This window comes from Tardiphaga sp. 20_F10_N6_6, from assembly GCF_052076045.1.
Classification (GTDB): Bacteria; Pseudomonadota; Alphaproteobacteria; order Rhizobiales; family Xanthobacteraceae; genus Tardiphaga; species Tardiphaga robiniae.
Map to the genome: position 1 here is coordinate 3180292 of NZ_CP197239.1, position 23162 is coordinate 3203453.

The 23162-nt window shown below is 62.6% G+C and carries 19 protein-coding genes; 9 read left to right on the forward strand and 10 right to left on the reverse strand.

Annotated features, from left to right (window positions below; all coding sequences use genetic code 11):
• Nucleotides 1-60 precede the first annotated feature (60 nt).
• The gene (locus AB7813_RS15375; protein WP_441228237.1) at nucleotides 61-1584 is read right to left on the reverse strand and encodes a permease; all 1524 of its coding nucleotides are present in this window, start codon (nucleotides 1582-1584) and stop codon (nucleotides 61-63) included.
• Entirely contained in the window at nucleotides 1581-2369 is a 789-nt protein-coding gene (locus AB7813_RS15380) for an ABC transporter ATP-binding protein (protein WP_439084087.1), read from the reverse strand. Before AB7813_RS15380 ends, AB7813_RS15375 begins: the two co-directional genes overlap by 4 nt.
• Nucleotides 2370-2595: 226 nt before the next feature.
• Here AB7813_RS15380 and AB7813_RS15385 point away from each other — a divergent pair, with 226 nt between their 5' ends.
• From AB7813_RS15385 to AB7813_RS15400, 4 genes are all read left to right on the forward strand, one after another.
• On the forward strand, nucleotides 2596-3291 hold the full coding sequence (locus tag AB7813_RS15385) for a Crp/Fnr family transcriptional regulator (RefSeq protein WP_439064980.1): 696 nt from the start codon (nucleotides 2596-2598) through the stop codon (nucleotides 3289-3291).
• A 64-nt stretch (nucleotides 3292-3355) separates the two neighbouring features.
• Nucleotides 3356-3760 (forward strand): response regulator, encoded by a 405-nt coding sequence (locus AB7813_RS15390; protein WP_175365617.1) that lies wholly within the window; start codon nucleotides 3356-3358, stop codon nucleotides 3758-3760.
• Nucleotides 3761-3954: 194 nt separating this feature from the next.
• Nucleotides 3955-5916 (forward strand): methyl-accepting chemotaxis protein, encoded by a 1962-nt coding sequence (locus AB7813_RS15395; protein ID WP_439064981.1) that lies wholly within the window; start codon nucleotides 3955-3957, stop codon nucleotides 5914-5916.
• Nucleotides 5917-6117: 201 nt separating this feature from the next.
• Nucleotides 6118-8196 carry an ATP-dependent helicase gene (locus AB7813_RS15400; RefSeq protein ID WP_439064982.1) on the forward strand — a complete coding sequence of 693 codons (2079 nt, stop codon included), beginning with the start codon at nucleotides 6118-6120 and terminating at the stop codon, nucleotides 8194-8196.
• Here the strand turns inward: AB7813_RS15400 and AB7813_RS15405 are convergent.
• Complete coding sequence (locus tag AB7813_RS15405; RefSeq protein WP_184511936.1) at nucleotides 8193-9104, reverse strand: LysR family transcriptional regulator; 912 nt, start codon at nucleotides 9102-9104, stop codon at nucleotides 8193-8195. The genes AB7813_RS15400 and AB7813_RS15405 overlap by 4 nt on opposite strands.
• A gap of 127 nt (nucleotides 9105-9231) precedes the next feature.
• Between AB7813_RS15405 and AB7813_RS15410 the strand changes: the two genes are divergently transcribed.
• Nucleotides 9232-10173 (forward strand): ring-cleaving dioxygenase, encoded by a 942-nt coding sequence (locus AB7813_RS15410; RefSeq protein WP_439064983.1) that lies wholly within the window; start codon nucleotides 9232-9234, stop codon nucleotides 10171-10173.
• Nucleotides 10170-10808, forward strand: a complete 639-nt coding sequence (locus AB7813_RS15415; RefSeq protein WP_439064984.1) for an alpha/beta hydrolase — start codon at nucleotides 10170-10172, stop codon at nucleotides 10806-10808. The genes AB7813_RS15410 and AB7813_RS15415 overlap by 4 nt, the downstream gene beginning before the upstream one ends.
• A gap of 174 nt (nucleotides 10809-10982) precedes the next feature.
• On the opposite strand, the gene AB7813_RS15420 is transcribed toward AB7813_RS15415, so the two are convergent.
• The 3 genes from AB7813_RS15420 to AB7813_RS15430 form a co-directional block, all read right to left on the reverse strand.
• Nucleotides 10983-12680: a thiamine pyrophosphate-binding protein gene (locus AB7813_RS15420; RefSeq protein ID WP_439064985.1), complete on the reverse strand. Its 1698-nt coding sequence runs from the start codon at nucleotides 12678-12680 to the stop codon at nucleotides 10983-10985.
• 208 nt (nucleotides 12681-12888) lie between these two features.
• On the reverse strand, nucleotides 12889-13212 hold the full coding sequence (locus AB7813_RS15425) for a hypothetical protein (RefSeq protein WP_439064986.1): 324 nt from the start codon (nucleotides 13210-13212) through the stop codon (nucleotides 12889-12891).
• Nucleotides 13213-13353: 141 nt separating this feature from the next.
• Nucleotides 13354-14364, reverse strand: a complete 1011-nt coding sequence (locus tag AB7813_RS15430; protein WP_175365609.1) for a class 1 fructose-bisphosphatase — start codon at nucleotides 14362-14364, stop codon at nucleotides 13354-13356.
• 155 nt (nucleotides 14365-14519) lie between these two features.
• Here AB7813_RS15430 and AB7813_RS15435 point away from each other — a divergent pair, with 155 nt between their 5' ends.
• Complete coding sequence (locus AB7813_RS15435) at nucleotides 14520-15491, forward strand: LysR family transcriptional regulator (RefSeq protein WP_175365608.1); 972 nt, start codon at nucleotides 14520-14522, stop codon at nucleotides 15489-15491.
• A gap of 98 nt (nucleotides 15492-15589) precedes the next feature.
• Nucleotides 15590-16267 carry a heme oxygenase (biliverdin-producing) gene (locus AB7813_RS15440; protein ID WP_439064988.1) on the forward strand — a complete coding sequence of 226 codons (678 nt, stop codon included), beginning with the start codon at nucleotides 15590-15592 and terminating at the stop codon, nucleotides 16265-16267.
• Nucleotides 16268-16426: 159 nt separating this feature from the next.
• Here the strand turns inward: AB7813_RS15440 and hemF are convergent, their stop codons facing one another.
• A complete protein-coding gene (gene hemF, locus AB7813_RS15445) occupies nucleotides 16427-17320 on the reverse strand; it encodes an oxygen-dependent coproporphyrinogen oxidase (protein ID WP_309943510.1) in 894 nt (297 codons plus the stop codon).
• Nucleotides 17321-17509: 189 nt separating this feature from the next.
• Between hemF and hemE the strand changes: the two genes are divergently transcribed.
• Nucleotides 17510-18556 carry a uroporphyrinogen decarboxylase gene (gene hemE / locus AB7813_RS15450; protein ID WP_439064989.1) on the forward strand — a complete coding sequence of 349 codons (1047 nt, stop codon included), beginning with the start codon at nucleotides 17510-17512 and terminating at the stop codon, nucleotides 18554-18556.
• A gap of 957 nt (nucleotides 18557-19513) precedes the next feature.
• Here the strand turns inward: hemE and AB7813_RS15455 are convergent.
• The 3 genes from AB7813_RS15455 to araD all read right to left on the reverse strand — a co-directional run bounded on the left by AB7813_RS15455 (nucleotide 19514) and on the right by araD (nucleotide 23108).
• On the reverse strand, nucleotides 19514-20524 hold the full coding sequence (locus AB7813_RS15455; RefSeq protein ID WP_441228238.1) for a L,D-transpeptidase family protein: 1011 nt from the start codon (nucleotides 20522-20524) through the stop codon (nucleotides 19514-19516).
• A gap of 112 nt (nucleotides 20525-20636) precedes the next feature.
• Nucleotides 20637-21356: a ribonuclease activity regulator RraA gene (locus AB7813_RS15460; RefSeq protein WP_089265949.1), complete on the reverse strand. Its 720-nt coding sequence runs from the start codon at nucleotides 21354-21356 to the stop codon at nucleotides 20637-20639.
• Nucleotides 21357-21368: 12 nt separating this feature from the next.
• Nucleotides 21369-23108 (reverse strand): L-arabinonate dehydratase, encoded by a 1740-nt coding sequence (gene araD / locus AB7813_RS15465; RefSeq protein ID WP_439074831.1) that lies wholly within the window; start codon nucleotides 23106-23108, stop codon nucleotides 21369-21371.
• Nucleotides 23109-23162 lie beyond the last annotated feature (54 nt).

A 23162-nucleotide genomic window follows, 5' to 3' on the forward strand; every position in this document is an offset into this window, starting at 1 on the left:
GTCGTTTCGCGGCAGTTGGTAATTGCAAAGCCACCCGTGTCCGCGGGTGGCTTTGTCGTTTCAGGTCCTGACAGGACTGATCTTCCACGTCAGCGCCATGAGGCCTGCCGTCATGGCACCCGAGATCACAGAGGCAATTGGCAGCACCAGTGCCAGCGCCGCTGTCGCAGCCCAGCCGATCGACGAGAAAGCTTCGGCGAAGGTCGCAATGCGCGATGACGTCTGACGTCGCCTGAACTGGCTGCGCCGCGCCTGCACCCTGAACCAGAGCTGGATGGCGGTAGCCGATCCCGCGGCCACGACGGTCGCCAGCGCTGTCACTGCCGCCAGCCGCGGCGAGACCAGCGCCAGACCTGCGACCATTGGCGTGAACACGACAGCGATGATTACCAGCACGACTTCGACCTTGGCCGTGATGATCGTGTTTGCCGGAAGCGGCGCGGTTGTGACCAGATCCGCTGCGTCCTCACCGGAGATCGTCAGCCAGGCCAGGCCGCCGGCGAGCTGACCCGCGGCCATCACGATCACTGGCGCCAGCACGATGAAGGCACCCGCGCCATCGCCGAAACTGCGCCACAGCATCAGGGCTGGTGGCAACAGATACAGCAGCTGCATCAGGGTTTGCGAGACCAGCCACGGATCGCGCCACAAGAGGATAAACTCCTTGCGGCGCAAGGCGTTACGTCGAGAGCCCGGTCGAAACCGTCTTGCGACTTTCTTGCGTCGAACTTGCGCCAATGGTGCGGCACTGGCCACGCAGTTGCTGAATCGCGGCGAGAAGATCGCCATGGCGCTTCCCAGCAGGATCAACCCGGCCGCCAGCAGCGGCACCAGTGCTGCGATATCGCCAAGCATCGCGCGCGCGGGCCACCACACGATGCTGTTCGCTTCAGGCGCAAAGGCGGCTGCGGCATCGGAGGTCAGCACGGCGAAACGCGACAGCGTGCCGTAAGAGAGAATCGCCGCGACCTGCAATGCGATGACGAAACCTGCGCCCGTGACTGCAGAAATGATCTGTGCCACCAGCCGCGTCTTGGCAGGGCCGCAGAGCTGAAACAATCCGACAGTGATGGCGATAGCGCACGCAGACGCCGACAGGCCCATGGCAATGACGACGGCATAGGCGGAGAACCAGCGCGCACCGCCGCCGATCACCAGTACGTTGACAAACGGCGTCGCCAGCAACATCGCCATCAGGGTCACCGTCAATGCGATGGCTGCGATGCGGACGGAGAACAGGTTGGTGAGCGGCGCCGGCGACGACATGATGAGATCGAGATCGGCGCGCGCGTAGAATACGCGGGTGACGGACTCAATCGCCTGCGACAAAACGAGCGCCCAGGCGAGGAAGATACTGGCGGTGATGACAATCGCCGTCGATTGATCGAGCGGCGTCTGCACATCTGCGAAACGGCCGACCACCGCATAAGCCGGCAAATGCAGGAAGATCACGAAGACAATCAGCAGAAGCCAAACGCTGCGCGGACGCCAGCGACGGCCCGCCGTGAGCATGCCCAGCATCTCTCGCCACGCCAGCCGGACTTCGTGGCCGGCAAACCACATCACGCTGGCGGATGGCGTCATGCGGCAACCGGCGCGCCATCCACCAGCGCCACGAACATATCTTCGAGGCTGGTGTCGCCCTGTCCGTTCTGCTGACGCAATTCGGCAAGCGTACCTTCGGCGATCAGCCTGCCTGCGGCGATCACGCCGATCCGGTCAGCCATGCGCTCGGCGACTTCGAGAATATGCGTGGTCATGATCACGGTGCAGCCGGAGCGCACGCGATCCTGCAGCAGGCCCTTGACGTGACGCGCCGACACGGCATCGAGTCCGGTCAGCGGTTCATCGAGAATGATCAGCCGAGGTTCGTGCACGAGTGCGCCGGCCAGCGCCACCTTCTGGCGCATGCCCTTGGAGAAGCCTTCGCATCGCTCATGCAGATGTGGACCAAGACCTAGCGATGCCAACAATCCATGCGACGTGCGCTCTGCCGTTTCAGCATCGCAGCCCCACAAGCCGGCAACGAATTCGAGATATTCGAGCGGCGTCAGCTTGTCATAGATCATCGGCTCATCGGACACCCAGGCCATGATCTGTTTCGCTGCCACCGGATCGGCGAGCGCGTCGATACCAAGTATCGACACCGATCCGGCATCGGGACGCAGCAATCCCGCGACCATGCGCAATGTCGTCGTCTTGCCGGCTCCGTTGGCGCCCAGCAGCGCATAGAACTCGCCAGCACGAACCGTGAGATCAAGTCCGTCGACAGCTGGCCGATCGAAACGTTTCGTTAACCCTCGCAATTCGAGGGCAGCGTGTGTTGCGGACATGACAGACGATCTGCGCGTTAAGTTGCGTAGCAACATGGAGGGAAGTTGTTTCAGGGCAGTGAATCCGATGACATAACTACGCCGCCTCACGCGCCTGGTGGTATCTATGTGCACATCGGGATTGATGCCTCCATCAATCCTCCCACTCACGCATGTGCGTTTGTGATCTCTTATGCCGGCAATTTAACTAGATCTGAGGGGAACAATACAACCCTGAATAGATTTACGCTGACCTGCAAAGATCGATCTCCGGAGATTCGCGATGACACGGCTAGCTGCCTTGAAGGTTCCTGCTGTAGCCGAGTTCGATGCGCCGTATTTTCTGACCTGTCCCGGCATCGGAAGGGTCACGGCCGACTACAAGAAAAACCAGAACATCTTTTGTCAGGGTGAGACGGCAGATTCTGTTTGCTACATCCTGAGCGGACGTATCAAGCTCACGGTCCTGTCCGAACAAGGCAAGGAAGCCGTCGTCGGCCTGCTCGAACCCGGACAGTTCCTGGGTGAGGGTTGCCTGAATGGTCATCCGCTGCGCACCGTCACAACGACGGCGATGGAAGACTGCACCATTGTTACCATCAGCAAGTCGGTGATGCTCGCCCATCTGCGCGACGAGCCAGCTTTCGCAGAATTCTTCGTCGCCTATCTTCTGTCGCGCAACAACCGCATCGAAGAAGACTTGATCGATCAGTTGTTCAATTCAAGCGAGAAGCGCCTCGCGCGCCTGTTGCTGATCCTCGCTCACTATGGCGAGGGAGGCGCCAGCCATCCCATCGATATCGACATCAGTCAGGAAATGCTGGCGGAGATGATCGGCACCACGCGGTCGCGCGTCAGCTTCTTCATGAACAAGTTTCGCAAGCTCGGCTTCGTCAGCTATGACGGACATATTCAGGTCCACAGGTCGCTGCTCGATGCGGCGTTTAACGAGAAGCCACATTTGCAACGTGGCATGTAGCGATGCGTGCGTAACCAGACAACCATGCTCCGCACTGGCGCGACGGCATCCGGGGGACCGGCAGATGGCAAGCATCCTGATCGTCGACGATGACAAGGTCGTTCAGATCTTCACCAAATTGATGCTTGAGCGCGAAGGCCACCGCGTCACCTGCGCGAGCGACGGCCCGCGCGCGCGCCACATTCTCCGCAACGCCGATTTCGATCTGCTCATCATCGATATCTTCATGCCCGGGATGAACGGGCTCGAGACGATGAAGCTGGCGCATCGGTGCCGTCCGGAGATCCCGATCATCGTCATGTCAGGTCACGCGGCCTCACCGGCAGGCGTGTCCGCGCCCGATTTTCTCGCGATGTCCACCGAGCTCGGCGCCGTCTGTCGCCTCCAGAAGCCCCTCAAATCAGCAGTTCTTCTCTCGCACGTGGACCGGTGCCTTGCGCCGGGGAATGGCTCGTCTCGGCTCCACTAGTATCGTCGCACATTCGATCACGACTGATGCTGGCATCGCCCGAAGCCAAAATCTGCTGCGGCATAATGGAACCATGATACCAGGATACCTACACATCAGAGGTAATTAAGAGCTCCTTCACTCGGCTTCCCTATTTTCACGTGGAATTTCAGTGCCGCAGCAAAATTGCTTGTCGCGGTCCAAGGGGCATGTCGATGCAAGCACTCAATTCTATTTCAGCACGTATGATTGTCGCCATCACGCTCGTCGCTGCCGGATCGTGCGGCGCGCTCGCTGCCTTCAGCATGTGGCAGCAACAGGCGATCATCGACACAGCCCTTAGTCGCGAGGCGCATGACGACTACGCCAATCTCACGGCAGCGCTGAATGCCGAAACGCGCACGCTGCTCGCGGTTGCCGAGTCGATCGCGTCGTCACAGCCGATCAAGGACGCCATCAAGGCGAACGATCGTGCCAGTGCGCTCGCGAATCTGAAGGAGGCCCATCAGCGTATCAAGCCGCGCGGCCTCGAACTGATCACCATTCAAACACCGCCGGCCATCAGCTTCGCCCGCATCCACAATCCCGGCACCTTCGGAGACAACGTTTCCGAACGCCGCAAGATGGTGGTGCAGGCGATGACCAGCAAGAAGTCGGTCGGCGGCATCGAGCCCGGCCGTGATGCGCTCAACGTCTTTGGCGTAGCACCGGCGATGGATGGTGATACCATTCTCGGCACGATCGATGTCGGCGCTCCGTTCGGCAAGACTTTCGTCGACACCATGAAGTCGCGTTTCGGTGTCGATGTCGGCATTCACCAGATCGACGGCCAGGCCGGCAAGACGCTGGCGTCCACCCTGAAGTCGGCTGCTCCGGGGGTCGATATGCTGCGTCGCGCGCTTGCCGGCGAAGTTGTGACCCAATATGGCGAACTCGACAACAAGCCCGTTGCCACGACCTTCGGCGCAATCAAGAGCTTTTCGGGCGACAACATCGCCGTCTTCGAAATCACCCGTGATACCAGCGGATATCACAGCCTGATGCGATCCTCGCTGAATTGGCTGGCCATCATTTCTGCCTGCGTGCTGCTGCTCGCCGGTGCCATCGCAACCTTCATGGGCCGCTCGATGGCGAAGCCGATCCGCGCACTCGAAACTGCGATGCGGACCATTGCGGGCGGTAATCACACGATCGCGGTGCCGGGTGCAGGCCGCAAGGACGAGATCGGCTCGATGGCCGGCGCCGTCGAAATCTTCAAGACCGGGCTGATCGAAACCGAGCAGCTGCGGGCCGCCCAGGAAGAGCAGCGCGAGCGCGCCCAGCTTGATCGCCGCGACACCATGAGTGCTCTCGCCTCGCGCTTCGAGGGCAGCGTTGGTACCGTAGTCACCGCCGTCGGTTCGGCTGCCGGCGAACTCCGCAACACCGCGCAATCGATGGCGGCCACCGCCGAGGAATCGACCCGGCAGACCGCAGCCGTCGCAGCAGCGTCCGAGGAGGCCACGCAGAGCGCACAGGCGGTCGCCGCTGCTATCGAGGAGCTCAACGCCTCGATCAGCGAGATCGCACAGCAGGTCAACGAATCTGCCCGCGTCGCCGGCGATGCGGTATCGCAGGCCAACGTCACCAATAGCGAAGTGCAGAGCCTTGCGGAGGCCGCGCAGAAGATCGGTGACGTCGTCAAGCTGATTAGCGAGATCGCTGCGCAGACCAACCTGCTCGCACTCAACGCCACCATCGAAGCGGCACGGGCGGGTGAAGCCGGCCGCGGCTTCGCCGTCGTCGCTTCCGAAGTGAAAGCCCTGGCCACCCAGACGTCGAAGGCAACGGACGAAATCTCGGCACAGGTCGGCGCGATTCAGAGTGCCACGAAGCTCTCGGTGGGTTCGATCCAAAGCATTACCTCGACCATCGGCCGCGTCAGCGAGATCGCAAGCGCCATCGCCGCCGCCGTCGAGGAACAGGGCGCAGCCACGCTCGAAATCGCCCGCAACGTCGCCGAAGCCGCCCGCGGCACCGGCGAGGTCTCGCAAAACATTGCCGGCGTCAATGACGCCGCCCGCGAGACCGGCCTCGCCGCGTCGCGCGTGGTGGAATCGGCCGCGGACCTGTCACGCAACGGCGAAGATCTGCGCACGCAGGTCGATGTGTTCCTCCGCGAAGTACGGGCGGCTTAAGCCGCTACAAATTCGGATGTCATCGCCCGGCTTGACCGGGCGATCCAGTACAAGGCGCCGTCAGCGCATTTCGCAAGCAACCGCGTTTACTGGATCACCCGCTTTCGCGGGTGATGACAGCTGAGAAAAAAGCGCCTCAAACCGTCCATTGCGAACAAAGCGGGAATCAGCGAGCGTGATTCGTCACCTCGGATACATGCCTTGCTCGCTCAAGCCTCTTATCTCGACGCCCTCAATCCAGAACAACGCCGTGCCGTCGAGCATGGCGTGTTCCCGCATGGGAACAGCATCACGTCTGCTCCGCTGTTGGTCATCGCCGGTGCCGGTTCCGGCAAGACCAACACCCTCGCCCACCGCGTCGCGCATCTGCTCGTCAACGGCGCCGATCCGCGCCGCATCCTGCTGATGACCTTCTCACGGCGCGCGGCCAGCGAGATGAGCCGCCGCGTCGAGCGCATCGCGCGCCAAGTGATGGGCGACAATGCCGGCGTCATGACCGATGCGCTGGCCTGGGCTGGCACATTCCATGGCATCGGCGCGCGGCTGCTGCGGGACTATGCCGAACAAATCGGACTCGATCCCGGTTTCACCATTCACGACCGCGAGGATTCCGCCGACCTGATGAATCTGGTCCGGCACGAACTCGGCTTCTCCAAAACCGAGACGCGCTTCCCGACAAAAGGCACATGCCTCGCGATCTATTCCCGCTGCGTCAATTCCGAGACCGAACTCGATCAGGTGCTCGGCGCGTCCTATCCGTGGTGCGCGGCGTGGTCAGCCGAGCTGCGCGAACTGTTCGCCGGCTATGTCGAAGCCAAGCAGAAGCAGAACGTGCTCGATTACGACGACCTGCTTCTGTACTGGGCGCAGATGGCGAGCGAACCGCTACTGGCTAGCGATATCGGCGGTCGCTTCGATCACGTGCTCGTGGACGAATATCAGGACACCAACCGCCTGCAATCGGCGATCCTGATGGCTTTGAAGCCCAACGGGGCGGGCCTCACGGTTGTCGGCGATGACGCGCAGTCGATCTATTCGTTTCGCGCCGCCACCGTACGCAACATTCTGGATTTCCCCGGGCAGTTCAGCCCGCCGGCTGACATCATCACGCTCGACCGCAACTATCGCTCTACGCAACCGATCCTGGCGGCGGCCAATGGCGTGATCGATCTTGCGCGCGAGCGCTTCACCAAAAATCTCTGGACCGACCGCGTCTCCTCCGCCAAGCCGCAACTCGTCACCATCCGGGACGAGACCGATCAGGCCCGCGCCATCGTCGCGCGCGTGCTCGACAATCGCGAAGGCGGCATGAAGCTGAAGGAACAGGCCGTGCTGTTCCGGACGTCGTCGCATAGCGGGTCGCTTGAGGTAGAGCTGACACGGCGGAACATTCCATTCGTCAAATTCGGCGGCCTGAAGTTTCTCGACGCCGCGCATGTGAAGGACATGCTGGCGCTGCTGCGTTTCGTGGAGAACCCACGTGACCGCGTCGCCGGTTTCCGGCTAATGCAATTGCTACCCGGTGTGGGACCTGCTTCCGCACAGCGCGCGCTGGATCACATGATCGCGGCACCCGATCCGATCGACGCCCTCGCTCACGCGCCGGCCCCGCCCCGCGCAGCAGCCGACTGGCGCGGCTTTGTCGAGGTCATCAGCGAGATCAAGTCACGCCGTGCGGGTTGGCCCGCCGAACTGGAACTGGCGCGACGCTGGTATGAGCCGCATCTCGATCGCATTCACGAGGATTCGCTGACGCGCCGCGCCGATCTGATCCAGCTCGAAGCGATCGCGTCAGGCTATCCGTCGCGCGAACGTTTTCTCACCGAACTCACGCTCGATCCGCCGGACGCGACCAGCGATCAGTCCGGCGTGCCGCTGCTCGACGAGGACTATCTGATCCTCTCGACCATCCATTCCGCCAAGGGGCAGGAATGGAAATCAGTCTATGTGCTGAATGTGGTCGATGGCTGCATGCCGTCGGATCTGGGCACCGGGACATCAGCCGAGATCGAAGAGGAACGTCGGCTACTCTATGTGGCGATGACGCGGGCCAAGGACGATCTGCATCTGATGGTGCCGCAGCGTTTCTTCACCCACGGCCAGCACGCACAAGGTGACCGACACGTCTATGCGTCGCGCACCCGCTTCATTCCGGAAGCGCTACTCGGCCTGTTCGAGCGCACAACCTGGCCGCAAGTGGCCGCCGCTGATCCCGCGCGCGCGGCAGCGCAGGGTGTGCGCATGGACATCAATTCGCGGATGCGCGCGATCTGGCGCTAGAGCTTCTCATCCCACTCCGGCACGCCGCTGAAGCGCGCCACCAGGAAATCGATGAACAGGCGCACCTTCACGGCGAGGTGCCGCGTCGGCGGATAGATCGCATAGAGCGTCAGCGGCGGCGCCTTGTAGGCGGAGAGTACACTGCGCAACGTCCCCGCACGCAACGCGTCGCCGGCAATGAAGGTCGGCAGCAACGCGACGCCCCTGCCCTTGATCGCGGCATCGCGCAGTACTTCAGCATTGTTGACGCAGAGTGTCCAGCTCGGCTGGATCCAATGATCGTTGCCATCCCTGCCGGTCAGCTTCCACTGATTGCCCGTGAGCAGGAAGCCATAGGTGAGCAGCGCGTGGCTGCGCAGATCCTCCGGCAGCTTCGGTGTGCCATGTTGCTTGAGATAGTCCGGCGACGCGCAAACCGCGCGATCGATGGCGACGATTTTTCGCGCGATGAGACTTGAAGACTCCAGGTCGGCGATGCGAAGCGTCACGTCGAAACCGCCCTGCATCGGGTCGACCTGATCGTCCGACAGCACAAGCTGGATCTGCAGCTCCGGACACTGCGCCATGAAATCGGCAATGGCAGGCCCGAGCTGCAGCGTGCCGAATGACATCGGCGCATTGACGCGCAGCAGTCCGCGCGGCGTCGATTGCGCCTGCGCCACCGCCTGATCGGCCGCATCGAGATCGGCGAGGATGGTCAGCGCGCGCTCGAAATAGGCCTGACCGTTCTCGGTCGCGCTGGCATGGCGCGTGGTGCGGTTGAGCAATTGCACGCCGAGGTCCTGTTCGAGCTCGCCGACATATTTCGAGATCGCCGAGCGCGACAGCCGCAGCTGCCGCCCTGCTTCGGAGAAGCTGCCGAGTTCGACGACTTTGACGAAGGCGCGCAGGCTGTTGAGCTTATCCATGGAGCATCCCGACTGTCCCCAATTCATAGACAGTCATGTCACAAATGGCCAGATTGTCTTTGAACGGGGATGACCCAATTATCCCGGCAACGGAAGACGAGACGCCTTCCCAACCAGGAGACAGACCATGTCAGGCATCCACCATGTCACCGCAATCGCCGGTAACGCCTTGCGGAATTTCGATTTTTACACCCGCGCGCTGGGCATGCGCTTCGTCAAGAAGACCGTCAATTTCGACGATCCGGGCACCTACCACTTCTACTACGGCGATGAGACCGGCAAGCCGGGCACCATCCTGACCTTTTTCCCGTGGGAACATGCAGCCCCCGGCCGCGGCGGCGTGGGCCAGACCCAGCAGACTTCGTTCCGGGTCCCTGCCCGCTCGCTCGGCTACTGGACGCATCGCTTCATCGAGAAGGGCATTGCCCATGAGGCGCTCGAAAAGCGCTTCGGCGAAGCCGTGCTGCCCTTCACCGATCCGGACGGCATGAGCCTCGCTCTGGTCGGCGTTGCCGGCGCGGAGAACGAGCCCGGCTGGAGCAGTGGCGACGTTCCGGCGGAGCACGCGATCCGCGGCTTCCATGGCGTGACGCTGCTGCTGGAGAAGGCCGAGAAGACCAGCGCGATCCTCACCGACGTGTTCGGCTTTAAGGAAACCGCGCGCGAAGGTTCGATCATCCGGCTGAGTGCCGACAGTGTCGAAGGCGGTATCGTCGATATCTATGAGGCCGGCGGTTTCCTGCCGGGTCGTCAGGGCCGCGGCTCGGTGCATCACATCGCCTTCCGCGCCGTCGATGACGCCGATCAACAGGTGATGGCCAACAAGCTGGTGAAGACCCACGGCCAGCAGCCGACGGAGCAGAAGGACCGCAACTACTTCCGCTCGGTCTATTTCCGCGAACCCGGCGGCGTGCTGTTCGAGATTGCGACCGACATCCCCGGCTTCGCCGTGGACGAGCCCGTCGAATCCCTCGGCGAGCATCTGAAACTGCCCGCGTTCCTCGAAAAGCATCGCGGCGAGATCGAGCGCGTATTGCCGGTGCTCGACACTGAAAAGGTGACGTCATGAGCAACGACCTGTCCCACATTCATCGCTTCGCGCCGGGCAACCGGCGCGAGGCAACGCCGCTCCTCCTGCTGCATGGCACCGGCGGTGACGAAAGCGACCTGCTCCCGCTCGGCGAGGCAATTGCGCCGGGCGCAGCACTGCTGTCGCCCCGCGGTCAGGTGCTGGAGCACGGCATGCCGCGCTTCTTCCGCCGGCTCGCCGAAGGCGTGTTCGACGAGGACGACGTAGTCAGACGCGCCAACGAGCTCGCGGACTTCGTAGTCGAAGCCCGCAAGCGCTACGGGCTCAAAGCACCGATCGCGCTCGGCTATTCCAACGGCGCTAATATCGCCGCGGCAATGATGCTGTTGCGCCCCGAGGCGCTGGCCGGCGGCATATTGTTGCGGGCGATGGTGCCGCTACGTGACGCGCCGATGGCAGATCTCGCAGCCAAGCCGGTACTGATCGTGTCGGGCCAATCCGACCCGATCATCCCGCCGAGCAATTCGCAACGGCTGGCTGTGATGCTGACAAAGGCGGGGGCCGATGTGCAGCATCGCACGTTGCCCGTCGGGCATCAGCTCTCGCAGGCGGATCTGACGATTGCGGAAGAATGGTTGGGGAATGTTGAAGCAACGAACCAAGCCGCGGCATAACCTCTCCCCGCCTGCGGGGAGAGGTCGAAGGCGAGCGCAGCGGAGCCTTCGGGTGAGGGGGAGTTAGTGGTTTGCGCTTAAGTGTATCATGCGCTCCCCCTCACCCGGCTTTCACGCGCTCCGCGCGCTTCAGCCGACCTCTCCCCGCCAAGCGGGGAGAGGTAAGAAGGCCAATTACAAGTTCGCGCCGCTGAACATCTCGCTGTACCAATCCGCGATCAGCTTTGGATTGATCCGGCCGTCGACGATGAACACGCCCTGCGCACCATCGGCGACCCAGGTCTTCACGGCATCGAGATCGGCGAGCGTCCGCACAACAACGCCATCGGCGCCATATCCGCGCGCGATGGCCGCAAAATCGGTCACCGGGAATTGCGCCATGCCGGCGTTGTAGCCTTCCGGCCCGAAGTGATGCACTTCGGCGCTATAGGCGCTGTCGTTATAGATGAAGATGCAGATGCGCTTCTTCAGCCGGACGGCAGTTTCAAGCTCCGCGATCGACATCAGGAAGCCGCCGTCACCGACCGCGAGCACTGTCAGCCGCTCCGGCTGCGTCACTGCCGCACCGATCGCGCCGGCAAGGCCGAGGCCGATGGACTGGAACGCGATCGGAATGCACCAGCCTTTATGATCGGGCGCGGAAATATAACGCGTCACCCAGCCGACGAAATGTCCACCGTCGACAACGACCGTGCGATCCTTCGGCAGGATATCGTCCATCGCCTTGCTCAGCGTGCGCGGATCGATGTGCTCGGCAGTGCTGGTGTCGTCATAGGCCAGATTATGATTGCCTCTGGCAGTCATCACCGCGGCAACCTCGGGCGTGCGCCAGCCGGCCTCGCTGGGCGGCGTCTTATCAAACGCCTGCAACACGGCAGTGGCCACAGCCGATGCATCGCCTTCGAGTTCGAGATCGACCGGGCGATGCACGCCGATGCGGCCCTTCTCGACATCGATCTGCACGAGCTGGGCATAGTCCGAAATCAGCTTGCCCTTCTTCGTGGTCCACATGTTCAGCGACATGCCGAAGGCGAGGATCATGTCGCTCTGCGCGATTAGCTCAGCCGTTGCTTTCGAGGAGAAGCCTCCGGCAACGCCGAGATTCCACGGATGACCGGAAAACATCCCATGCGCCTGCAACGACGTCGCCAGCAACGCGCCGATTCTGTCTGCCAGTTGAACCAGTAACGGCTGCGCATCGGCCACGACAGCGCCATGACCCGCCAGAATCAGCGGTCGCTTCGATGTCCGGATCGTCGCAACAAGTTCATCCAGCTTCGCCGGATTGATCGTGACCCGCGGCATGATCGGCAAATGCTTCTTGCCCATCGTCGCCGTCACCGGCATTTCCTGCACATTGATCGGCAGGCTGAGCACGACCGGCTTGCGCTCGCGCAGCGCCAACGACGCGGCCTTCCAGGTGTCGGCATACGCGCTCTGCGCATCGGCGATCTGCCGCCACTCGCCGCCGACCGCGTGAACAAGTTCCGACTGATTGAAGGCAAATGCCGACTGCTTGTCGCCGAGCACCACGTCACCTGCGAGAACGAGCAATGGCGTGTCGCTCTTGGCAGCTTCGCCGATGCCGGTGATCGCATTGGTGAGACCGGGCCCCGCCGTCACACTGACGATCGTGAGATCGCGCGTCAGACGCGCAGCCACATCGGCCATGCTCACCGCGCCGCCCTCATGGCGTGCAGCAACGAATTCGACGCCGAATTCGGTGAGGCCGAGCGTCACCTTGAAGTTTGCGCCCCCGACGAGGCCGAAACAGCGCTTGGCGCCGATGTCGGCGATCGCGCGTGCGACTTCGCGCCAGACGGTCGAATTGGCCGTGGTGTGGTCGAGAACTGCAGCGGATGAGGATGTCATGAGGTCACTTTGCACCGATCGCGATCTCCTCGACATTCAAGGATCGGGCCAAAGTAGTTTAGGTCTAAAGGAATTGCCATATGTCGATCGCGCTGGCCCAATCACGTGATCGGGAGAGCGGAACAGACGCAGAATTGCCATCTGCGGTGATCCGCAGTGGCCAATTCCGCGTAAATGCAGCCTTATTTAAGGGCAGATCGACTGGCGGCTACGCCCGTCCGGCGATCACCATGCTGTGCAAATCGTCAGCCATCTTCGGCGCAGCAGCGCCTTCAAGCGACGATCGCAGGGCCTCGATATCGGCATCCGGGACCGGGCGCCATCCGCAAGGGCACTGGCCGTCCTGATGGGCCGCCGCAACTTCGCGATAGGTCGCGCCGATCGCGGTTGCCAGAAGACGCATGACCACATCGGGCGCCAGACGCGAACTGTCGAGCACGCGGCAGAATGTCGTCATGATGGCCTGGTTGAGATAGGTCTGTGCCGAATTCTCGTCGGTGATATCAGAGACCTTGACCTGCTGCGGAAGCATGCGCGTATCCTTTGCGACCCCTGCGTTTGTCTAGGCCGCGGCCACATCATGCTCAACTTGTTTCGGGCTGGTTGGACTTAGAAGCCCTCAAGCCTGTCATGTTTTGAATGGCTCAAAACAGGATGTATCGTGCGCACACCGCTATTCAGCTGCAGCCTGCGCTTGTCCCGCGCTGGCATCGAGATGCATGGCCTCGATACGTCTCACCTTGCTGATCGAACCCATGATCAGCGGCACGCGCTGATGAATCGCCGTCGGCGCGAGATCGAGAATACGCACACGACCCGTGGTCGCACCGCCGCCGGCCTGTTCGACGATGAAAGCCATCGGATGCGCTTCGTAGACGAGACGCAGTCGGCCATCGGCATAGCCCTTGCGCGCATCGGACGGATAGAGAAATACGCCGCCGCGGATCAGGATGCGATAGGCCTCGGCGACCAGGGCTGCGATCCAGCGCATGTTGAAATTCTTGCCGCGCGGGCCTTCGACGCCGGCGAGACACTCTTCGACGAAATCGCGCACCGGTGCTTCCCAATGACGATGGTTGGACGCGTTGATCGCATATTCCGAACACTCGGCCGGGATCTGCACACGCACCCGAATGCGCTTGTAGCTCCCAGCGGCGCGATCGAGCGTGAAGATATCGACGCCGTCGCCGAGCGTGAGGACCAGCGAGGTCTGCGGGCCATAGACAACGAAACCGGCAGCGATCTGCGCGCTGCCTTTTTGCGTGAACGGCACAGCGCCCTTCGAGGTCGGCATGATCGAGAAGATCGTTCCGACCGTCATATTGGTTTCGATATTCGACGAACCATCGAGCGGGTCATAGGCAATGTCGAGCAACCCGCCGCTGTCACTTATATCCGCCGTCTCGGCTTCCTCAGAGGCCAGCGCGGCCCAGGACACCGGCTTCAGTGCCGCGCGAACGATCTCGTCGGCGCGGACATCGAGATCCTTCTGCACGTCGCCGTCGGCATTCTGCGCGCCCTGCGCCTCGCCGGTGATCCCGGCCAGCGCACCGCAGCCGATCAGGTCGGAGATTTCAATGGAGGCCTTGGCGAAGGCATCGACCGCAGCAGCCACCGCCAGCCGCAGCGGGTCCTGTCCGGCGTAGTCAGCCGTATATCGGGACAGGGGCATGTGGTCGGTCATCGCAATCTCCGCAAAATACTGGGCTCCTTCTGGCACATGGCCGCGTCCGGAGTGCCCGGGAATGGCAGAAATGGGCCATTTTGCCCACAGATATTGACCGGCTGGGCCAAATAAAGGAACTTTCGTAAAAATTAGGCGGCGAAAGTTTTCCTTATATGACGAAGCGCTTCCGCGACATTTCGATCCGCCAGCTGCGTGCACTGGCCGCCGTCGCCGCCAGCGGCAGCATTACGGCGGCAGCTTTGAAGCTGCGCCTGACACAGCCGGCAGTCACCTTGCAACTGCGCAACTTGCAAGGCCTCGCTGGCCTGCCGCTGATCCAGCGCACCGGCGACGGGATGGTTCTGACCGATGCCGGCCGCGAGGTGCTGGCGCTGTCGGAACGGATCGAGGCGGCGATGGCCGCCTGCGCAACATCGCTGGACATGATGGCCGGCAAGACCGGTGGGCGCATCTCCATCGGCGCCGTCAGCACCGCGAAATACTTCGTGCCCTTCGCCATCTCGGCCTTCGCGAAGCTCCATCCCAAGATCGAGATCTTGCTGACGGTCGGCAATCGCGAGGAGACCATCGCAGGCCTGCGCAACTACGATCTCGATATCGCGATCATGGGCCGGCCGCCGGCCGGGATCGACATGGATGTGAACCTGATCGGCGATCATCCGCATGCGATCATCGCGCGAAGCGACCATCGCCTCGCGGGCAAGGCGCGCCTCTCCATGAGCGATCTCGCAGGCGAGACTTTCCTGACGCGCGAGCCCGGCTCGGGCACGCGCGGATTGATGGAGCAACTGTTCGAGAGCGCAGGCTTGCGCGCCACGATCGGCATGGAGATGGACAGCAACGAGACCATCAAACAGGCCGTGATGGCCGGGCTCGGCATCGCCTTCATCTCCGCGCATACGGTGGCCACCGAACTGGAGCAGCGGCGACTGGTGATGCTGGATGTGATCGGCCTGCCGATCATCCGGCAATGGTTCGTGCTCAACCGTAAGGACAAGGTGCTGCTGCCGCCGGCGCAGGCGATGCGCGCCTTCCTTGCCGCACAGGGCGCGCAGTTTCTGCCCGCGACGGAAACCGGCAAATCTGCGCCGGTACGCCGCAAGTCCCGCAGCCGCGCGCTGTAGCAACAGGCCTGGCCTCACCTTGTGGCATCCGGCGAGGGTGATATGGTGTCGCCAGCCCGAGCGCCAACACATCCATTTACCAATCATCGGAGAATTCAATGCCTGCTGTCTCGGCAGATAGCACTGCGCCCGTCAGCGTCGTGACCGCCCTTTATCTCGGCACCAAGGTGCTTCACACCGAAGCCGAGCGCTCCGGCATCATCAAGGACATGTTGCGCGGTGACGTCAGCCGCAAGGGCTATGTCCTGCTGCAACGAAACCTGCTGGCGGCCTATCAGGCGCTGGAAGCCGGACTTGAGAGCCATCGCGACACGCCTGTGCTCGCCGCACTCGCCCAGTATCGGCTCGATCGTGCATCGGCCATGCAAGCCGATCTCAATGTGCTGTGCGATGGCGATTTCTCGGCAGTGCCGATGCTGCCTGCCGGCGAAGCCTATGCCAAGCGCATCGCGGATGCCGCCAAGGGCGACGGCGAATTGCTGATTGCCCACGCCTATACGCGCTATCTCGGCGATCTCTCCGGCGGCCAGATTCTCAAGCGCCTGCTCGCCAAGAAGCCCGGCCTCGCGCCGGAGGAATTGTCGTTCTACGACTTCCCGGCCTATGCCGATCTCGCCGCGCTGAAGTCGGACTATCGCAACGCGCTCGATGAAGCCGGCAAGCTCTCCAAGAATCCGCAGGCGATCATCGATGAAGGCTCGGTCGCGTTCCAGCTCAACACGGATCTGTCCTGGGCCGTGCAGGGTGCGATCGAAGCGGAGCAGGTGGCTTCTTAGCCTCTCCCCGCCTGCGGGGACAGATCGACTTTCACATGCGAAGCATGTGGAAGACGGATGAGGGGGAGCCAGTGTTTCACTCTCTGGCTCCCCCTCATCCGTCTTGAATGACCTTCGGTCATTCAAGACACCTTCTCCCCGCGAGCGGGGAGAAGGAAATTACTTCCAGCTGACCAGCGGCGGCATCGAGCTCAGAATGTTCTCGACGTTGCCGCCGGTCTGCAGGCCGAACATCGTGCCCTTGTCGTAGAGCAGATTGAACTCGACATAGAGGCCGCGCGTTTCGAGCTGCTGCGCGCGCTCTTCCTCGGTCCAGGCTTCCTGCATCCGTGCACGCACGATGCGCGGATAGACATCGAGGAAGGCGGAGCCGACATCGCGCGTGAACGCGAAGTCCTTCTCGAAATCACCTGTGTTGAGCTGATCGTAGAAGATGCCGCCGACGCCGCGCGCCACGCCGCGATGCGGCAGGAAGAAGTAATCATCGGCCCAGGCCTTGAACTTCTTGTAGTAAGCGGGGTCATGCGCATCGCAGGCACCGCGCATCGCGTCGTGGAACGTGATCGTATCCGGCGCGTCGACCTTGCGCTGCTCGGGCAGCATCGGCGTCAGATCCGCGCCGCCGCCGAACCAGCCCACGGCCGTCGACAGGAAGCGCGTGTTCATGTGCACGGTCGGCACGCGCGGGCTGCGCGGATGCATGATCAGGCTGATGCTGCTGGAGACGTAATCGAGCTGCGATCCGCCGCCGGGCATTTGCCGCGCCATCTCCGGCGACAGCTTGCCGTTCGCGCTCGAGGTGTGGATGCCGATCTTCTCGAACAGGCGACCGCCCGAGAGGAAACCACCGACGCCGCCGCCGATGCCTGTCGCGCGGGTCCACGGCTTGTAGGTGAACGTGGCAGGCGTGCCCGGAAACAGCGCCTGCGGCGCCTCGCGCTCCAGCGCCTCGATCTCGGCGCAGATGCGGTCGCGGAGGGATTCGAACCAGACCTTGGCGCGGGTGCGGTTCTGTTCGATTTCTGGACTGACGATCGGGGTCATGATGTTCATGGTCTTTTCGCTCATGATGTTCGTACAGTCTATATGCCGCCTGCGGCGCGATGACACCTTGAGATGCGTCAAAACGTGAGGTGAATCGCCGGTTTTGCGGAATTGCCGCGCCTCGCCAAGAGCGAAGCGGCGGTGTATCAGAGGCGGCAAAATCATGCCTTTCGGCACCAGTTTCCGGAACCCAAGCATTTGACCCAGTCCACGCCCCGCAAGCCGTTCCTCGATGTCCTCGCCGGCCAGCGCCAGGCGGTGCCGCCGCTCTGGATGATGCGACAGGCCGGGCGTTATCTGCCTGAATATCGCGAGGTCCGCGCGCAGGCCGGTGGTTTCCTCGATCTGTGCTTCAATCCGGATTTCGCCACTGAAGTGACGCTGCAGCCGATCCGGCGTTTCGGCTTCGATGCCGCGATCATCTTCTCCGACATCCTGGTGATCCCTTATGCCCTTGGCCGCTCGGTCCGCTTCGAGGTCGGCGAAGGCCCGCGGCTCGATCCGCTGGACACGCCGGAAAAGGTCGCGACGCTCTCACCCGAGGCCGACTTCACGAAGCTTGAGCCGGTGTTCGAAGCACTGCGCCGCGTGCGCGCGCAGCTCGATCCGAAGATTACGCTGATCGGATTCTGCGGCGCGCCCTGGACCGTTGCGACCTACATGGTCGCCGGCAAGGGCACGCCGGATCAGGCGCCGGCGCGGATGATGGCCTATCGGCATCCGGAGGCCTTCGCAAAAATCATCGACACCATCGTCGAGAACTCGATCACTTACTTGCTCAGCCAGCTCAACGCCGGCGCCGATGTGCTGCAGATTTTCGATACCTGGGCCGGCATACTGCCCGCGGCGGAATTCCAGCGTTGGTCGGTGGAGCCGACCAAGCGCATCATCGCCGGCGTGCGCGCCAAGGTGCCGAACGCGAAGATCATCGGCTTCCCGCGCGGCGCCGGCGCGCTGCTGCCGAGTTATGTCGGCGCGACCGGTGTCGATGCCGTGAGCATCGACTGGGCCGCGGAGCCGTCCTTCGTGCGCGAGCGGGTGCAGAGCCACGTCGCCGTGCAGGGCAATCTCGATCCGCTGGTGCTGATTGCAGGCGGCGCGGCCCTCGATCGCGCCGTCGATGACGTGCTGGCCAACTACGCAAGCGGACGTTTCATCTTCAATCTCGGCCACGGCATCCAGCCGGAAACGCCAATCGCCCATGTGGAGCAGATGGTGAAGCGGGTGCGGGATTTCAGGGGATAGCATCTTCCTTCTCCCTCCCCCTTGCGGGGAGGGTGGCGCGTTGCGAGCGCAGCGAGCAAACGTGACGGGTGGGGGTGCCCCACGTGAGAGCGTCGCTTGTGGCTCCCCCACCCCGGCCTATCGGCCGACCCTCCCCACCTAGCGAAGCTTCGCTTCGCGCGGGGGAGGGATATTTCTGGCGCCGTCGCGCCATCGCAAACCGAGAATTTCAAACAGCCACGGCTCTTCAGACATGCGTCATCACCCCCATTGTTTGCGGCGCGGGGGCGCCGTCGTCGCTTGCATTCCCGCCCCTTGTGAGAGGGCGTGCGGAACGCCAGGTGCCCGTTGCACCCTTGGGCCTGATGCGATGCGGTCTTCCGCAATTGAGAGTGCATCAGGACTTTCGGAGGCGCCGAGCAAGTGCCCGACGTTCCGCCTGCGGTGTTTTTTCGGTTGCTTGCACATCTGCCATGGCGAACGGTCCCATCACCAAAATTAATGTCCCAGGGCGGAGGGACAGGGTAGCCGCAAAGCACTTGGCCGAACGCGTTTCGATTTGGTCGTCCGTCACACTGTCCAGGGCTCTGTCCATCCCAAGGTCGGCCGTCTCCTTGCCAGTGGCAGTGCTGGCGCAGATCCGTCCTGCCCGAAGACAGACGTCACCCCCAAACCGCGTAACGCCGCATCTCCGGCGTCCACCGCATCCTGCCCCGCGAACGTGACGATCGCGATCGCCCCTCTCGGTGGGGCAGGACGAAGGGGAATATAAACCCGATGGGGATGTTGTCAACGGAGAATAGGAAAAAATGTTTGGTGCAGGCTTGCCGCCCCACACCGTCATTCACCGCCACTCCAATTGGAGTGGCGGTGAATCCCAGCATGTTCAGCGCAAAACACTCCGGGATTCCGGGTTCGCGTGCGGCTGGCGCCGCCCACGCCCCGGAATGACGAGGAGGACGCGCAATACCGCGCGCACTACTTCGCCGCCTGCTTGCCGTCGACGAAGCTGACTTCCACACCCTTCTTCACGGATGCACCGAGGCGCTCCACGTCCCAGTTGGTCAGACGCACGCAGCCGTGGGAATCGCTCTTGCTGACGCGGGACGGATCCGACGTGCCGTGGATGCCATAACTCTTCTCCGACAGGCCGATCCACATGGCACCGACGGGATTGTTGGGGCCGCCATTGATGGTGAAGGGCTTCGACGATTCCACGCCCTTGAACTTGTATTTCGGATCGTAACGATAGACCGGGTTGGCGTGAACCGAGGTCACTTTCAGTGCACCCGATGGCGTCGGCTTCTCATCGCTGCCGACACTGGCGGCATAGAAGGCGAGCAACGCGCCGTCCTTGGCGAAGGCCTTCACGGTCTGGCGGACCTTGTCGACCTCGAGGCGGCTGACCTTGTCGGGCTTGCGATCCGAGAGCTTGACGATGGTGATGGTCTCACCGGCCTTGTCGAACTTTGCTTTGGGATTGAGCGTCTCGAGCAGATCCTGGCTCATATGGAAGCGTTCGCCGAGGGCTTCGCGGGCGCTGGTGTAGTCCAGTTTCTTCAGCGATTTCATCTCTTCCATCTTGACCGGAAGCTTGTCGAGATATGGACCCTTCACGTCTTTCTCGGTCAGCACGTAATCGGTCATGACCGGTTCGGAGGACGCGGCCTGTAACTTGGTCCAGATCTCCGGTGTCAGCACCTTGCCGGGCGGCAGGTTGTTAGCCTCGGCGAAAGCCAGCAGCGCCTTCTCCACATTGTCGCCGAACATCCCGTCGATCTCGCCCGGCGAGAAATGCGCGCGGTCGAGCAGCACCTGGAGCTTCACCGCCAGCGGGCTGAGCTTCTCGTCGGGCGGCAGCTTGCCGGTGAAATTGGCGGCGTTGATCGTCTCGGCATTGAAAGCCCTGGACGGCTTGTCGGAATCCCTGGCGAGGACTGCGCCCTGCGCCAGCAGCGATAGTCCGACCGCGACGATGAGGCTGCGCATAGCGTCTCTTTCCGGCTGAGTGATGGATGATGCGCACCGGCGCATCTCTCCAAGACAAAGCCAAGAACCGCCTCTGGTTCCATCCTGACGCGATGCACGCCGTGATCGCGCTCTACCGCCCCTTCTCTTTCCGCCACGCTGCGAAATCCACCAGCGTTTGCTCATCGGTCGCCGGATAGAGCCCGAAGATGCCCTTGCCCTTTTGCACCTGTTCGGTGACGAAATCCTCGAAGGCGGTCATCTCGAAGGCCTCGTTGGCGATCTCGTCGGCAAGATGCGCGGGGATGACGATGACGCCATCGCTGTCGCCGAGGATCACGTCGCCGGGAAACACCGGCGCATCGCCGCAGCCGATCGGGCCGTTGATCTCGATGGCCTGATGCAGCGTCAGATTGGTCGGTGCGCTCGGACGATGGTGATAGGCGGGGAAGCCGAGTTTGGCGATCTCGGCGGAGTCGCGGAAGCCGCCATCGGTGATGACACCGGCAACGCCGCGCTGCGCCAGCCGATTGATCAGGATCGCTCCAGCGGAGGCCGCACGCGCATCCTTGCGGCTGTCCATCACGAGCACCGCGCCGGGCGGGCAGTCTTCCACCGCCTTGCGCTGCGGATGCGATCGATCCCGGAACACGTCGAGCTTGTTGAGATCCTCGCGCGCCGGCATGTAGCGCAGCGTGAAGGCCTCGCCCACCAGTGTCGGCTGGTTCGGTCCGAGCGGATGAACATCCTGGATGCACTGATTGCGGAAGCCACGCTTGTAGAGCGCGGTGGCCACGGTGGCGGTGGAGATGGTCTTGAGTTTGGCGCGGGTCGCGTCGCTGAGCTTGGTCATGGGATCACTCACTCAATAAATCACGGGTTCTTTGACCGGCGCGCCGAAGTCGGTACGCAGGAAGTCGAAGTCGCAGCCTTCATTGGCCTGCTGGATATGTTTGGTGAACATCCAGCCATAGCCGCGTTCGTAATTGCGCTCCGGGGCTTTCCACGCCGCGCGGCGCTTTTCCATTTCGGCATCGGAGATGTCGAGATTGATCGTCCGGGCATCGACGTCGAGGGTGATCATGTCGCCATTCTCGACCAGCGCCAGCGGACCGCCGATAAAGGATTCCGGCGCAACATGCAGAATGCATGCGCCGTAGCTGGTGCCGCTCATCCGCGCATCGGACAGCCGCACCATGTCGCGCACGCCCTGCTTCACCAGCTTCTTCGGGATCGGCAGCATGCCCCATTCCGGCATGCCCGGCCCGCCCTGCGGACCCGCATTGCGCAGGATCAGAACGTGATCGGCCGTGACATCGAGGCTCTCGTCGTCGATCGCCTTCTTCATGCTGGGATAGTCGTCGAACACCAGTGCCGGACCGGTATGCTTGAGGAAGCGCGGCTCGCAGGCGGACGGTTTGATGACACAGCCATCCGGCGCGAGGTTGCCCTTCAGTACCGCCAACGCACCCTCCGCATAGATCGGATCCTTGACGGTGCGGATGACGTCGTCGTTATAGACTTCAGCGCCGGCGATGTTCTCACCCAGCGTCTTGCCGGTGACGGTCATCACGTCGAGATGCAGATGCTCCTTGATGCGGCTCATCAGTCCCGGCAGACCGCCCGCATAGAAGAAGTCCTCCATCAGATATTTGTCGCCGGACGGGCGCACATTGGCGATCACGGGCACCTTGCGGCTGGCGATCTCGAAATCGTCGAGGCCGATGTCCTGGCCGGCGCGGCGCGCCTGCGCGATCAGATGGATGATCGCATTGGTCGAGCAGCCCATCGCCATCGCCACGGTGATGGCGTTCTCGAAGGCCTTGCGCGTCTGGATCTTCTGCGGTGTCAGATCTTCCCACACCATTTCGACGATGCGGCGGCCGCATTCGCTGGCCATGCGGATGTGACCGGCGTCTGCAGCAGGGATCGACGATGCGCCCGGCAGCGTCATGCCGATGGACTCCGCGATCGCCGTCATGGTCGAGGCCGTGCCCATGGTCATGCAGGTGCCGTAGCTGCGGGCGATGCCGCCCTCGACCTCGACCCATTCCTTGTCGGAGATTTTCCCCGCACGGCGCTCATCCCAGTATTTCCAGGCATCGGAGCCGGAGCCGAGCGTCTTGCCCTTCCAGTTGCCGCGCAGCATCGGGCCGGCCGGCAGATAGATCGCGGGATAGCCGGCGCTGGTGGCGCCAAGCAGAAGCCCCGGCGTGGTCTTGTCGCAGCCGCCCATCAGCACCACGCCATCGACGGGATGGCCGCGCAGCAATTCCTCGGCATCCATCGCCAGCATGTTGCGATAGAGCATGGTGGTCGGCTTCAGGAAGCTCTCCGACAGCGACAGAGCGGGCAACTCCATCGGGAAGCCACCGGCCATCAGGATGCCGCGTTTGACGTCATCGACGCGGGTCTTGAAATGCATGTGGCACGGCTGCGCTTCCGACCAGGTATTGAGAATGGCGATGACGGGACGCCCGGCCCACTCCACCGGCGCATAGCCTTGCTGCATGGCGCGCGAGCGATGGCCGAAGGCACGCAGGTCGTCCGGCGCAAACCAGCGCGCGCTGCGGAGTTGATCGGGGGTCTTCTTGTGGCCCGGCATAATTCCATCCCTGTTTCTTTTTGCTTTGGCACGACTTACTTTTGCACGATGCGA

Bases quoted from the DNA above. Each gene is read 5' to 3' on its own strand.
- AB7813_RS15440 (WP_439064988.1), top strand. From the start codon at position 15,590: ATGCCTGCTGTCTCGGCAGATAGCACTGCGCCCGTCAGCGTCGTGACC.
- AB7813_RS15415 (WP_439064984.1), top strand. From the start codon at position 10,170: ATGAGCAACGACCTGTCCCACATTCATCGCTTCGCGCCGGGCAACCGG.
- AB7813_RS15435 (WP_175365608.1), top strand. From the start codon at position 14,520: ATGACGAAGCGCTTCCGCGACATTTCGATCCGCCAGCTGCGTGCACTG.
- AB7813_RS15395 (WP_439064981.1), top strand. From the start codon at position 3,955: ATGCAAGCACTCAATTCTATTTCAGCACGTATGATTGTCGCCATCACG.
- AB7813_RS15405 (WP_184511936.1), bottom strand. From the start codon at position 9,104: ATGGATAAGCTCAACAGCCTGCGCGCCTTCGTCAAAGTCGTCGAACTC.
- AB7813_RS15430 (WP_175365609.1), bottom strand. From the start codon at position 14,364: ATGACCGACCACATGCCCCTGTCCCGATATACGGCTGACTACGCCGGA.
- AB7813_RS15420 (WP_439064985.1), bottom strand. From the start codon at position 12,680: ATGACATCCTCATCCGCTGCAGTTCTCGACCACACCACGGCCAATTCG.
- AB7813_RS15455 (WP_441228238.1), bottom strand. From the start codon at position 20,524: ATGCGCAGCCTCATCGTCGCGGTCGGACTATCGCTGCTGGCGCAGGGC.
- AB7813_RS15380 (WP_439084087.1), bottom strand. From the start codon at position 2,369: ATGTTGCTACGCAACTTAACGCGCAGATCGTCTGTCATGTCCGCAACA.
- hemF (WP_309943510.1), bottom strand. From the start codon at position 17,320: ATGAACATCATGACCCCGATCGTCAGTCCAGAAATCGAACAGAACCGC.
- AB7813_RS15390 (WP_175365617.1), top strand. From the start codon at position 3,356: ATGGCAAGCATCCTGATCGTCGACGATGACAAGGTCGTTCAGATCTTC.
- AB7813_RS15460 (WP_089265949.1), bottom strand. From the start codon at position 21,356: ATGACCAAGCTCAGCGACGCGACCCGCGCCAAACTCAAGACCATCTCC.
- AB7813_RS15410 (WP_439064983.1), top strand. From the start codon at position 9,232: ATGTCAGGCATCCACCATGTCACCGCAATCGCCGGTAACGCCTTGCGG.
- AB7813_RS15385 (WP_439064980.1), top strand. From the start codon at position 2,596: ATGACACGGCTAGCTGCCTTGAAGGTTCCTGCTGTAGCCGAGTTCGAT.
- AB7813_RS15375 (WP_441228237.1), bottom strand. From the start codon at position 1,584: ATGACGCCATCCGCCAGCGTGATGTGGTTTGCCGGCCACGAAGTCCGG.
- araD (WP_439074831.1), bottom strand. From the start codon at position 23,108: ATGCCGGGCCACAAGAAGACCCCCGATCAACTCCGCAGCGCGCGCTGG.
- AB7813_RS15425 (WP_439064986.1), bottom strand. From the start codon at position 13,212: ATGCTTCCGCAGCAGGTCAAGGTCTCTGATATCACCGACGAGAATTCG.